Source organism: Streptomyces seoulensis (assembly GCF_004328625.1).
GTDB lineage: Bacteria > Actinomycetota > Actinomycetes > Streptomycetales > Streptomycetaceae > Streptomyces > Streptomyces seoulensis.
Genome location: NZ_CP032229.1, coordinates 1,533,721 through 1,546,646 on the forward strand (window position 1 = coordinate 1,533,721; position 12,926 = coordinate 1,546,646).

The following is a 12,926-nucleotide window of genomic DNA, read 5'->3' on the forward strand; positions in this document are numbered from 1 at the left end:
AACCCCCTGCAACACGCGTAAAACAGGGCGGCCCCCGGACTCAAGTCCGGGGGCCGCCCTGAACGCTGCCGACGCCTGTGGCGTACTACAGGCCGTGCGCGGCCGTCAGTTGTCGTCCTCGTCGATCAGGAACCCGCGCATCGGCGAGGGAGCCTGGCCCATCGGGGACGGGCCCTGCGGCCGGACCGGAGCCATCGGCTGGGTCATGGCCGGCGTCATCTGCTGCTGGCCGCCGTAGGACGGACCGGCGGGCGACTGGGGGCCACCCATGCCCTGGTTGCCGCCACCGTAGGACGGGGCGCTCGCGCCGGCCGGAGCCATCGAGGGCGCCGGGGACGGCGGGAGGGACGCGGCGGCCGGAGTGCGCGGCGGAGCGAGCGAGTCGTCGGCCTGCGTCTCCAGCTGACGGAGCTGGGACTCCAGGTACGACTTCAGACGCGTCCGGTACTCGCGCTCGAAGCCGCGCAGGTCCTCGACCTTGCGCTCCAGCGTGGCGCGCGCGGACTCCAGGGAGCCCATCGCCACGCGGTGCTTCTCCTGGGCGTCCCGCTCCAGGGCGTCGGCCTTGGCACGGGCGTCGCGCTCCAGACCCTCGGCGCGGCTGCGGGCCTCACCGACGATCTTGTTGGCCTCGGAACGGGCCTCGGCGATCGCCTGGTCGGCGGTCTGCTGGGCCAGCGAGAGGACACGCGCTGCGCTGTCGCCGCCGGGGCCACCCTGACCGGGCAGGCCGGGGCCGCCCATGGGGCCGCCCATCTGCTGCGGCATGGGCGGCTGGCCGCCCATCGGACCCTGGCCCATCGGACCGGGACCCTGACCCATGGGACCGGGACCCTGGCCCATCGGACCCGGACCCATCTGGCCCTGGCCCATCTGACCCTGACCCATCTGTCCCTGACCCTGGCCCATCGGACCGGGACCCATCTGCCCCTGGCCCATCTGCCCCTGGCCCATCTGACCCTGACCCATCGGGCCGGGGCCCTGCGGGCCGCCCTGTCCGCCGGGACCGGCGGGGAGCTGCGGGGCACCGCTCGGCAGCTGGGGCGGGCCACCCATGGGGCCACCCATCTGCTGCTGCGGCGGGCCCGATATCCCGGCGGGAACCGGGGCGCCGGGACCGCGCATGCCCTGCTGCTGCTGGTCCTGACCGCCCTGCTCCGGGGGCTTGCGCATGTTCTGCTGGTTCTGCGCGGCGGCCCGCGTGGCGGCGGCCAGCTTGGCGCGCAGATCCTCGTTCTCGCGGAGCAGACGGGTCAGTTCGGCTTCGACCTCGTCGAGGAAGGCATCGACCTCGTCCTCGTCATAGCCTTCTCGGAGGCGGACGGTCGTGAACTGCTTGTTCCGCACGTCCTCGGGGGTCAACGGCATCTCTTCACCTCAACGTAGTCATCGGCAGTCGGCAAGACCGTATCGTCCACCCTCATCGCACGAAGCTCCCCGCCACGGTGATGAGGATGTAGACGATGATCATCAGGACGAAGAAGGACAGGTCGAGTGCCACGCCCCCGAGCCGCAACGGCGGGATGAACCGCCGCAGAAGCTTCAACGGTGGATCGGTGACAGTGTAGGTGGCCTCCAGTACGACCACCATCGCCTTGCCGGGTTGCCACGAGCGGGCGAACTGGAAGACGTAGTCCATGACCAGCCGGAAGATCAGGACGACGAGAAACACCATCAGCGCGATGTAGATCACCTGCGCGAACACGCTCATGGCTGCTGGTTCCCTCTCCCCTGTTCCGTGCGTCTTCCGGTGGTGCGTCTTCAGCTCTGGTTGAAGAACCCGCCCTCTGCGATGCGGGCCTTGTCCTCCGCCGTGACATCGACGTTAGCAGGAGACAACAGGAAGACCTTCTGCGTCACCCGTTCGATACTGCCGTGAAGTCCAAACACCAAACCTGCCGCAAAGTCGACAAGTCGCTTCGCGTCGGTGTCGTCCATCTCGGTCAGATTCATGATCACCGGAGTGCCCTCGCGGAAGTGTTCCCCGATGGTACGGGCCTCGTTGTAGGTCCGCGGGTGCAGCGTGGTGATGCGGTACGGCTCTCGTTCCGACACGACCTTGGGCATGATCACCGGCGCGTTCTTCTCCAGGGACTGACGTTCTTGTGTGATGGACGCCACGGGCGCGATACGCGCGGGGCGGCCCGATTCCGCGGTCAGCGCCGGGGAATGGGACACCGGTTCGCGTTGCGCCGGAGGCTGCACCACTCGCACCGATTCATCCCTTTGGGACACATGTGCACTGTGCGGCTGGTGAGTCGGCTCGTGTCGCCGGTGGTCCCGCTCGGGCTCCGGGTCGAGTTCGGGCTCGAAGTCGTCGTCGGGGTCGAAACCCCGGCCGTCGTACCCATCGTCCTCCACGAGGCCGAGGTAGACCGCCATCTTGCGCATCGCGCCGGCCATGCTCTGAGTCCTCCGCTCTGTGGTGGATCGGGTGACGACTGCCAAGTTCCCGCGATCCACTCGGTCGTTGCGCCCGCTTTCGGCGGGCATTGACCATATTTTCTGCTGTGGTCCGACTTCCTGGCGACGTTACCCGAGCCTGGCACGGACTCCGAGTACCGCGCTGCCGACGCGCACATGTGTCGCCCCGGCCGCGACGGCCTCCTCGAGGTCCGCGCTCATCCCTGCGGACACCATGGTCGCAGCCGGATGGATCCGGCGCAGGTCGGTCGACAAATCCATGAGCCGTTCGAACGCCGCGCGTTCGCGTCCCGCGTACTCCCCGGTGAGCGGCGCGACGGTCATCAGGCCGTCCAGCCGCAGTCCGGGCGAGCCGGCGATCAGGTCGGCCAACTCCCCGATCCCGTCGGGTGCGATCCCGCCCCGCTCGCCCCGGCCGCCCGCTCCCGCGTCCAGCGCGACCTGGATGAGGCAGCCGATCTCGCGCCCGGCCCGCACGGCCTCCTTGGAGAGTGCGGTGACGAGCCGGTCCCGGTCGACGGACTGCACGACATCGGCATAACCGACCACGGAACGGACCTTGTTGGTCTGCAACTGGCCCACGAAGTGCCATTCCAGGGGCAGATCCGCGCACTCGGCATGCTTGGGCGCCGCGTCCTGGTCGCGGTTCTCCGCGACCTGACGCACCCCCAGTTCCGAGAGGACGCGGACGTCGTCGGCCGGGTAGGTCTTGGTGACCACGATCAGGGTCACCTCTTCACGTGCCCGCCCCGCGGCCGCGCACGCGGCGGCGATGCGTTCCTCAACCTTTGCCAGATTTCCGGCGAGTTCGGTCCTACGGTCCGTCATGCCCCATCAGTCCAGCCACACATAGCCGGCGAGCCGCCCGGTGGAGCGGTCGCGGCGGTACGAGAAGTGATCGTCCGACTCCCTTGTGCAGACCGGGGATTGCTCCCGGTCGCGCACGCCGAGCCGGTCGAGCTGCGCGTGCACTCCGGCGCTCACGTCGACGGCGGGAGTGCCCCAGCTCGTCTCGGCGTGCGCCGCCGGTTCGGCGGCGGCCACCTCGGCGCGCATCGCCTCCGGCACCTCGTAGCACCGGCCGCACACGGCGGGGCCGGTGCGGGCGACGATCCGGCCGGGCTCGGCACCCAGCTCGGTCATGGCACGTACGGCGGCCGGGACGACCCCGGCGAGCATGCCGGGCCGTCCCGCGTGCGCCGCCGCGACGACACCCGCGACGGGGTCGGCGAGTAGAACGGGAACGCAGTCGGCGGTGAGCACGGCGAGGGCGAGGCCGCGCCTGGTGGTGACGAGCGCGTCGACCTCCGGCACCGGGCGCTCGCCCCAGGGCTCGTCCACGACCGCGACCGCGGCGCCGTGCACCTGATTCATCCAGACCACCCCGGCCGGGTCCACGCCCAGCGCCTTGGCGGTCAGTTCGCGGTTGGTCCGCACGGCACCGGGGTCGTCGCCGACCGCGCCGCCGAGGTTGAGCTCCGCATACGGAGCGGCGCTCACCCCGCCCCACCTGTCGGTGAAGGCGAAGTGCGCGCCGCTCACGTGTCCGCGCTGTCCTATCACTTCAGGAAGTCCGGCACGTCCAGCTCCTCGGCCGCGCTGTCCGCGTAGGTACGGGACTGCGGCACCGGCGGGGCCACCGGGATCTCGACGACCGGCTCCGGAGCGGGCTCCGGCTCCTCCTTCGGGGTCACGCTGCCCAGCGAGCCGAAGCTCGGACGGCTCTCCGCCTGCTGCTGACGCGGCGGGGCGGGCTCCTCGCGGCGCTGGGCCGAGGAGTTGGAGGAGGATGCCGAGGACGAGCCGAGCACGTTGTCCCGGCGGGCCGGGGGCTGGCCGCCGTCGAAGCCGGCCGCGATCACGGTGACCCGCACCTCGTCGCCGAGGGCGTCGTCGATGACCGCGCCGAAGATGATGTTGGCCTCGGGGTGGGCGGCCTCGCTGACGAGCTGGGCCGCCTCGTTGATCTCGAACAGACCGAGGTCGGAGCCGCCGGAGATGGAGAGCAGGACACCCCGGGCGCCGTCGATCGACGCCTCCAGCAGCGGCGAGGAGATCGCCATCTCGGCGGCGGCCACCGCGCGGTCGTCGCCGCGGGCCGAGCCGATGCCCATGAGGGCCGAACCGGCCTCGGACATGACCGACTTGACGTCGGCGAAGTCGAGGTTGATCAGGCCGGGGGTGGTGATCAGGTCGGTGATGCCCTGGACACCGGAGAGCAGGACCTGGTCGGCGGACTTGAACGCGTCCAGGACCGAGACCTGGCGGTCCGAGATGGACAGCAGCCGGTCGTTGGGGATCACGATGAGGGTGTCGACCTCTTCGCGCAGCTCCGCGATGCCGTCCTCGGCCTGGTTGGCGCGGCGCCGGCCCTCGAAGGTGAACGGGCGGGTGACCACGCCGATGGTGAGGGCGCCCAGCGAGCGGGCGATGTTGGCCACGACGGGCGCGCCGCCGGTGCCGGTGCCGCCGCCCTCGCCGGCGGTCACGAAGACCATGTCGGCCCCCTTGAGGACCTCCTCGATCTCCTCGCGGTGGTCCTCGGCGGCCTTGCGGCCGACGGCCGGGTTGGCGCCGGCGCCGAGTCCGCGGGTGAGTTCACGGCCGACGTCCAGCTTGACGTCGGCGTCGCTCATCAACAATGCCTGTGCGTCGGTGTTGATGGCGATGAACTCGACGCCCTTGAGGCCGACCTCGATCATCCGGTTGATGGCATTGACACCACCGCCGCCGACACCGATGACCTTGATGACTGCGAGGTAGTTCTGCGGTGCTGCCACGTCGAAGGCCTCTCGCCTCGAATTACGTTGTCGCGCCGGGCGGTTCCCGACCGGGACGACGGATGCCGAATTGGGACGGTCCGAACGCCGACCCGAACCCTAACGCTGAAGTTTAGGGTTACCAGTGTGTCTGTTCTCTGGAGTCTTCTGAACAGGACACTAAGTCGACAAGCGGCGCCCGTTCAACGAACACGCCGAACCTCCCGTTTTTCTTTTCACCCTATGTGATCAGCCGTAGCAGTGCCCAACCAGGGTGCTGGCCTGCGCTGATGTGCGTCAACTCCCCGCTGACGCGGGGGCGGTGGGCACACTCACATCGAAGTGCCGGGCGTTCGGAGCTGCTTTCATGAGAGCTGTGAGGGCCCGTGCCTTGGCGCGGCCCTGCTCCCCGCTCCCCCACTCCACGGTGCGTCCGTGGCCCAACTCCAGGGTGATGGCGTCGAACGAGCCCACCTTGACCGTCCCGGTGTCCCGGGCGACGGCGGGCGGGAGACTGCCGGCCACCCGGACCGCCTCGCGCACGAGGCGTCCGGTGCCGAAGCGGCGCAGGCTGGCGGCACCCGATCCCTTGGGGGACGCGGCGAGTTCGAGCATCGGCACACCCTTCGGCGCCTTCCCCACGGACGCGAAACGTACGCCTTCGTGATCGATCTCGGTGAACCGGCCCTTCTCCCGGGCCAGCAGCACCGGGGTGCGCTCGGTGACCTTCAGGGTGATGCCGTCCGGCCAGGACCGGGACACCTCGACGGTGTCGATCCGCCGCAACTTCCCCCGCAGCCGGGCCTCGACGGCATCGGTGCCGATGGAGGCCAGCGGGGCGCCGACGGGCACGTCGGCGGCCTCGCGGACCTCGGCGGGCGTGAGCACACGGGTGCCGGAGACCGAGACGTGCCGTACGCGCAGCCACTGGGAGCCGTAGAGCAGCCAGAGGGTGCCGGCGCCCAACAGGACCAGTACGACAGCCAAAGCGATGATCATACGAAGACGGGGGCGCCTCAGTCGGCGGACGAGCGGCGGGCCGGCCGACTCCCGCTGGCGTTCTCCGCGCTCGGCGGTGGTCGAACCGGCCACGCTCGCTGTCCCTTCGTCGTGCGATGCCCAGGGCCTGTCTTCCGGATCCTGCCGGAGTCGCGGGGTCTGGCACGCACATCTGCGGCGTTGTCGTCACTCGCCGACGCTCCGCGTCGACTCCCTCCTCCGCCTTGCAGCTGCACGCACCAGACCCCGCTCGGGTCAGCCGAAAGGGCGCCGTCGGCCCGAGCCGGCCAGATCCGGAAGACAGACCCTAACGGCTGGAGGCGATGGCCTCGTACACCATGCCGACGAGCAGGTCGTCGGCGTCCCGGCGGCCGAACTCACCGGCGGCGCGGGACATCTCGTAGAGACGGTGCGGGTCGGCGAGGACGGGGAGCACATTCTGCTGCACCCATTCCGGCGTCAGTTCCGCGTCGTCCACGAGGAGTCCGCCGCCCGCCTTGACCACCGGCTGGGCGTTCAGCCGCTGTTCGCCGTTGCCGATGGGCAGCGGGACGTAGGCGGCCGGGAGTCCGACGGCGGTCAGTTCGGCGACGGTCATCGCGCCCGCGCGGCAGAGCATCATGTCGGCCGCGGCGTACGCGAGGTCCATCCGGTCCAGATAACTTACCGGGACGTACGGGGGCATCCCCGGCATCTGCTGCACCTGCGGCAGTTCGTTCTTCGGGCCGACCGCGTGCAGGATCTGGATGCCGGCCTGCTGGAGCCAGGGCGCGACCCGCTGGACGACCTCGTTGAGGTGCCGGGCGCCCTGGGAGCCGCCGGAGACCAGCAGCGTGGGCAGGTTGGGGTCAAGGCCGAAGCGGGCGCGGGCCTCGGGGCGCGCGGCGGCGCGGTCCAGGGTGGCGATGGAGCGGCGCAGCGGGATGCCGATGTAGCGGGCGTCACGCAGCTTGCTGTCGGGCGTGGAGACCGCGACCCGGGCCGCGTAGCGGGAGCCGATCTTGTTGGCCAGGCCGGGGCGGGCGTTGGCCTCGTGGATCACGATCGGCACGCCCAGGCGCTTGGCGGCCAGGTAGCCGGGCAGCGCGACGTAGCCGCCGAAGCCGACCACCGCGTCCGCCTTGGTGCGCTCCAGGATCTGCTCGGCGGCCTTGATCGTGCCGCGCAGCCGGCCCGGCACCGTGATCAGCTCGGGGGTGGGCTTGCGCGGCAGCGGAACCGCCGGGATCAGCGCCAGCTCGTAGCCGCGCTCCGGGACGAGCCGGGTCTCCAGACCGCGCTCCGTGCCCAGGGCCGTGATCCCCACGGTGGGGTCCTGCCTGCGCAGGGCGTCCGCGAGGGCGAGCGCGGGCTCGATGTGGCCCGCGGTACCCCCGCCGGCGAGTACGACATGCACCGAAATTCACCGCTCTCCGGACGAACGCGCCGCCGAGGCACGCCGTCGCATCGTGTTCCATCTCCGTGGCACCCGCTCGGCACGGGAGCCCCCCGCCCGCTTTCTACCAAAGCGGGGTTGCCGCATCGCAAGTGCCGCCCGCGCACCGGGCTCGTCCCGCGCGAACGCGATCAGCAGCCCGACGGCGAACATGGTCGGCAGCAGGGCGGACCCTCCGTAGGAGAACAGCGGGAGCGGGACGCCGGCGATCGGCAGCAGGCCGAGCACCGCACCGATGTTGATCACCGCCTGGGCGATGATCCACGTCGTCACGCCTCCCGCGGCGTACCTCACGAAGGGGTCCTCCGTGCGTCCGGCCACGCGGATACCCGCATAGCCTAGAGCCGCGAACAGGGCCAGTACCGACAGCGTGCCCGCGAGGCCCAGTTCCTCACCTGTGATGGCGAAGATGAAGTCCGTGTGGGCCTCGGGGAGTTGTCCCCATTTCTCCACGCTGGCGCCCAGCCCGGAACCGAAGATCCCGCCCGAGGCCAGGGCGTAGATGCCGTGCACGGCCTGCCAGCAGTCGGCGGCGCCCGCCTTGGGCTCGGTGGCGCCGATGCAGGCGAGCCGGGCCATCCGGTTGGGGCTGGTCTTGATGAGGATCACCCCGATCAGCGCCGCCACCGACAGCACCCCGGCGAAGAGCCGGGTGGGGGCGCCGGCCAGCCAGAGCAGGCCGAAGAGGATCGCGGTGAGGATGATCGCGGTGCCCATGTCGCCGCCGAGCATGATCAGCCCGAGCAGCAGGAAGGCGACCGGGACGAGCGGGACGAGCATGTGCTTCCACTGGGCCAGCAGCCGCTTCTCCTGCTTGCGGGCGATCAGGTCGGCGCCCCACAGCACCAGGGCGAGCTTGCCGAACTCGCTGGGCTGGATCTGGAAGGAGCCGCCGAGCGAGATCCAGTTCCGGTTGCCGTTGACCGACATCCCTATCCCCGGCACCTGCACCAGGGCCATGGAGAACACGGCGGCGGCCAGGATCGGGTAGGCCAGCGCCCGGTGCAGCTTGACCGGCATCCGGGAGGCGGCGAACAGCAGGGCGCCGCCGATGAGCGCGGCGAGGAACTGCTTGCGGAAGAAGAACGAGCCGGGCAGCGAGAGCTGCAGCGCGGTGATCTGGGAGGCCGAGTAGACCATCACCAGGCCCAGGACGGTGATCAGCATGCTGCCGCCCAGGATCAGATAGTAGGCGGTCAGCGGCCGGTCCCACGCCTTGCGGGCGCGGTCGCGCAGCCGGCGCAGCGGGTTCTCGCCCGCGATCCGCGGGGGCGCGGGACGGGCCGCCCGCTGTACGGGCGGCCGTCCGGTACGGCTACTGGGCATCCTGGCCTCCGCTGAACGTCGACCGTCCCACGCGTCCCTCCCAAGGTCCGCCCGGCACGGGCGGCCGGGGTCAGGCGCCGAGTTCGCGGACCGCGGCCGCGAACGCGTCGCCGCGCTGGTTGTAGTTGGTGAACATGTCCATGGAGGCGCAGGCCGGGGCCAGCAGGACGGTGTCGCCCGCCTGGGCCAGCCGCTTCGCCTCCGTCACCGCCTGGAGCATCGCCCCAGTGTCGGTCCGGTCGAGGTCCACGACGGGTACTTCCGGGGCGTGTCGCGCCAGGGCCTCGCGGATCAGCGCGCGGTCGGCGCCGATCAGGACGACCCCCCGCAGCCGCTTCGCGGAGTTGGCCACCAGCTCGTCGAACTCGGCTCCCTTGGCCAGTCCCCCCGCGATCCACACGATCGGCTCGTAGGCGGCCAACGAGGCTTCGGCGGCATGGGTGTTGGTGGCCTTGGAGTCGTCCACGTAGGCCACCCCGTCGATGTCGGCGACGTGGGCGATGCGGTGGGCGTCGGGCTTGAAGGCACGCAGACCGTCGCGCACCGCCTGCGGGGGGACCCCGTAGGAGCGCGCGAGGGCCGCCGCGGCAAGGGCGTTGGCGATGTTGTGCGGGGCGGGCGGGTCCACGTCGGAGACCTCGGCCAGCTCCTGGGCGTTCTTCTGCCGGTCCGCCACGAAGGCGCGGTCGACCAGGATGCCGTCCACCACGCCGAGTTGGGAGACGGCGGGCGCCTGGAGCGTGAACCCGACGGCCCGGCAGCCCTCTTCGACGTCGGCCTCGCGCACCAGGTCCTCGGTGCGCGGGTCGGCCACGTTGTAGACGCAGGCGACCTTGTTGCCCTCGTAGATGCGGCCCTTGTCGGCGGCGTAGGCGTCCATGGAGCCGTGCCAGTCGAGGTGGTCCGGGGCGAGGTTGAGGACCGCGCCGGACCAGGCGCGCAGGGAGGGCGCCCAGTGGAGCTGGTAGCTGGACAGCTCGACGGCGAGCACGTCGTACTGCTCGTCGCCGAGGACGGCGTCCAGCAGGGAGACGCCGATGTTGCCGACGGCGGCCGTGCGCAGGCCCGCCGCCTTGAGGATGGAGGCGAGCATCTGGACGGTGGTGGTCTTGCCGTTGGTGCCGGTGACGGCGAGCCAGGGGGCCGCGTCGGGGCCGCGCAGCCGCCAGGCCAGCTCGACGTCGCCCCACACGGGGACGCCCGCCTCCTCGGCGGCCAGGAACAGCGGCTTGCCGGGCTGCCAGCCGGGCGCGGTGACGATCAGCTCGGTGCCTTCGGGCAGGGTGGCGCCGTCGCCGAGGCGGACGGTGATGCCGAGCGCCTCCAGTTCCGCCGCCTGCTCGCGGGCGCGGGCGTCGTCGCCGTCGTTGACAGCCGTGACGATCGCCCCGCGCGCGTGCAGCGCCTTCGCGGCCGGCAGGCCGGAGACGCCGAGTCCGGCGACGGTGACGTGCTTGCCCTGGAATTCGCTGGGCCCCGAAGGCACCGAGAAGGTCACTTGTCCGCTGCCCATCCCGCGTAGAAGAGGCCCAGTCCGACGATGACGCAGATGCCCTGGATGATCCAGAAGCGGACCACGACAAGGACTTCGGACCAGCCCTTGAGTTCGAAGTGGTGCTGGAGCGGTGCCATCCGGAAGACGCGCTTGCCGGTGAGCCGGAAGGAGCCGACCTGGATGACGACCGACATGGTGATGAGGACGAACAGGCCGCCCATGATGGCCACCAGCAGCTCCGTGCGGGAGAGGATGGCCAGGCCGGTGAGGACACCGCCGAGGGCGAGCGAGCCGGTGTCGCCCATGAAGATCTTCGCCGGGGAGGTGTTCCACCACAGGAAGCCCAGGCAGGCGCCCATCAGGGCGGAGGCGACCACCGCGAGGTCCAGCGGGTCGCGCACCTCGTAGCAGGCGGCCGGGTTGGTCAGGGTCATGGCGTTGGCGCAGGACTCCTGGAACTGCCAGACACCGATGAACGTGTAGGCGCCGAAGACGAGCACGGAGGCGCCGGTGGCCAGGCCGTCCAGACCGTCGGTGAGGTTCACGCCGTTGGACATGGCGAGGATCATGAACAGCGCCCAGACCACGAACAGCACCGGGCCGATGGTCCAGCCGAAGTCGGTGATGAACGACAGCTTGGTGGAGGCCGGCGTGTTGCCCCGGTTGTCGGGGAACTGCAGGGCGAGGACGGCGAACCCGATGCCGACTATGAGCTGGCCGGCCATCTTCGCCTTGGCCCGCAGACCGAGCGAACGGCGCTTGACGATCTTGATGTAGTCGTCGAGGAAGCCGACCAGGCCCATGCCGAACATCAGGCCGAGCACCAGCAGGCCGGAGTAGGTCGGCGACTTGCCGGTGATCACCTTGCTGAGGAAGTACGCGGCGATCGTGGCCAGGATGAAGGCGATACCACCCATGGTCGGCGTACCGCGCTTGCTGGCGTGCTCGCGCGGGCCGTCGTCGCGGATGTACTGGCCGTACCCCTTGCGGGCGAGGAGCTTGATCAGCAGCGGGGTGCCGATCAGCGTCAGGAAGAGACCGATGACGCCCGAGAACAGGACCTGGTTCATCATCGGGCGGCGACCTCACCCTCGGTGCCGGCCTCGGCGAGCGCCTGCGCGACCCGCTCGAGACCCACCGACCGGGACGCCTTCACCAGCACGACGTCCCCCGGACGCAACTGCTTGCGCAAAAGGTCGATCGCCGCCTGTGCGTCGGACACGTGCACCGACTCCTCACCCCACGAACCCTCGTTGTATGCGCCCAGTTGCAGCCAGGAGGCTTCGATGCCACCGACCGCGACGAGCTTGCTGACGTTGAGCCGGACGGCGAGCCGTCCGACCGCGTCGTGCTCGGCGAGAGCCTCGTCCCCCAGCTCGGCCATCTTGCCGAGCACCGCCCACGTGCGGCGCCCCTTGCCCATGGCCACGAGCGCCCTGAGGGCGGCCCGCACGGACTCGGGGTTGGCGTTGTAGGCGTCATTGACGATGGTCACGCCGTCAGGGCGCTCGGTGACCTCCATGCGCCAGCGGGAGAGGGTGCCCGCCCCGGAGAGCGCGGTCGCGATCTCGGTTGCGGACATGCCCAGCTCATGGGCGACGGCGGCCGCGGCGAGCGCGTTCGACACGTGATGCTCACCGTACAGGCGCATGGTCACATCGCTTGCACCGGAGGGTGTGTGAAGCCTGAAGGCGGGCTGTCCGCTGTCCGTGAGTCGTACGTTCTCGGCGCGTACGTCCGCTTCGGCCGACTCTCCGAAAAGGATCACCTTCGCCTTGGTACGGGAGGCCATCGCGCGCACCAGCGGGTCGTCGGCGTTGAGGATCGCCGCGCCGCCTTCCGCCGCCGGAGGCAGGCTCTCCACCAACTCGCCCTTGGCCTGGGCGATCTGCTCCCGGCCGCCGAACTCGCCGATGTGGGCGCTGCCCACGTTGAGCACCAACCCGACCTTGGGCGGGGTGAGTCCGGCCAGGTAGCGGATGTGCCCGATGCCCCGGGCGCCCATCTCCAGCACGAGGAACTTCGTCTCCTCGGTGGCGGACAGGGCGGTCAGCGGCAGCCCGATCTCGTTGTTGAGCGAGCCGGGCGTGAACACGGTCGGCGCCTTGCCGCCGAGCACCTGGGCGATGAGGTCCTTGGTGCTGGTCTTGCCGGCCGAGCCGGTCAGCGCGACGAGGGTCGCGCCGAGCCGTTCGACGACATGGCGGGCGAGGGCGCCGAGGGCCTCCTGGACGTCGTCCACGACGATCGCGGGCACGCCGACGGGACGCGACGCCAGTACGGCGACCGCGCCGGCCTCGACGACCTGGGCCGCGAAGTCGTGGCCGTCCACCCGCTCGCCGACGAAGGCGACGAACAGGGTGCCGGGCACCACCTCGCGGGAGTCCCGGACGACCGGGCCGGTGACCTGGACGGACGTGTCCGGTATGTCGTGCGTCTGCCCGCCGGTGACTGCTGCGATCTCGGCGAGGGAGAGGGCGATCACAAG

Annotated in this window: 12 protein-coding genes; all 12 read right to left on the minus strand. The window is 70.7% G+C overall.

Annotation, left to right across the window (positions count from 1 at the left end):
- Positions 1-105 precede the first annotated feature (105 nt).
- Positions 106-1,368, minus strand: a complete 1,263-nt coding sequence (locus tag D0Z67_RS07190; protein WP_031183754.1) for a DivIVA domain-containing protein — start codon at positions 1,366-1,368, stop codon at positions 106-108.
- Between the two features lie 52 nt (positions 1,369-1,420).
- Positions 1,421-1,711, minus strand: coding sequence for a YggT family protein (locus D0Z67_RS07195; protein ID WP_030810117.1), 291 nt, complete (start codon positions 1,709-1,711; stop codon positions 1,421-1,423).
- A gap of 50 nt (positions 1,712-1,761) precedes the next feature.
- A complete protein-coding gene (locus D0Z67_RS07200) occupies positions 1,762-2,403 on the minus strand; it encodes a cell division protein SepF (protein WP_030810120.1) in 642 nt (213 codons plus the stop codon).
- Between the two features lie 129 nt (positions 2,404-2,532).
- Positions 2,533-3,252, minus strand: coding sequence for a YggS family pyridoxal phosphate-dependent enzyme (locus D0Z67_RS07205; RefSeq protein ID WP_031183755.1), 720 nt, complete (start codon positions 3,250-3,252; stop codon positions 2,533-2,535).
- A 6-nt stretch (positions 3,253-3,258) separates the two neighbouring features.
- Positions 3,259-3,987: a peptidoglycan editing factor PgeF gene (pgeF, locus tag D0Z67_RS07210; protein ID WP_078873670.1), complete on the minus strand. Its 729-nt coding sequence runs from the start codon at positions 3,985-3,987 to the stop codon at positions 3,259-3,261.
- Entirely contained in the window at positions 3,984-5,204 is a 1,221-nt protein-coding gene (gene ftsZ, locus D0Z67_RS07215; RefSeq protein ID WP_031183757.1) for a cell division protein FtsZ, read from the minus strand. Before ftsZ ends, pgeF begins: the two co-directional genes overlap by 4 nt.
- 276 nt (positions 5,205-5,480) lie before the next feature.
- Entirely contained in the window at positions 5,481-6,275 is a 795-nt protein-coding gene (locus tag D0Z67_RS07220; protein WP_031183758.1) for a cell division protein FtsQ/DivIB, read from the minus strand.
- A gap of 214 nt (positions 6,276-6,489) precedes the next feature.
- Positions 6,490-7,578 carry an undecaprenyldiphospho-muramoylpentapeptide beta-N-acetylglucosaminyltransferase gene (gene murG, locus D0Z67_RS07230; protein WP_031183759.1) on the minus strand — a complete coding sequence of 363 codons (1,089 nt, stop codon included), beginning with the start codon at positions 7,576-7,578 and terminating at the stop codon, positions 6,490-6,492.
- 6 nt (positions 7,579-7,584) lie between these two features.
- Positions 7,585-8,943, minus strand: coding sequence for a putative lipid II flippase FtsW (gene ftsW, locus D0Z67_RS07235; protein ID WP_031183760.1), 1,359 nt, complete (start codon positions 8,941-8,943; stop codon positions 7,585-7,587).
- A 70-nt stretch (positions 8,944-9,013) separates the two neighbouring features.
- Entirely contained in the window at positions 9,014-10,456 is a 1,443-nt protein-coding gene (murD, locus tag D0Z67_RS07240) for a UDP-N-acetylmuramoyl-L-alanine--D-glutamate ligase (protein WP_051888161.1), read from the minus strand.
- Positions 10,438-11,511, minus strand: a complete 1,074-nt coding sequence (gene mraY, locus D0Z67_RS07245; protein ID WP_031183762.1) for a phospho-N-acetylmuramoyl-pentapeptide-transferase — start codon at positions 11,509-11,511, stop codon at positions 10,438-10,440. Before mraY ends, murD begins: the two co-directional genes overlap by 19 nt.
- Complete coding sequence (locus tag D0Z67_RS07250) at positions 11,508-12,923, minus strand: UDP-N-acetylmuramoyl-tripeptide--D-alanyl-D-alanine ligase (protein ID WP_031183763.1); 1,416 nt, start codon at positions 12,921-12,923, stop codon at positions 11,508-11,510. The genes mraY and D0Z67_RS07250 overlap by 4 nt, the downstream gene beginning before the upstream one ends.
- Positions 12,924-12,926: the final 3 nt, after the last annotated feature.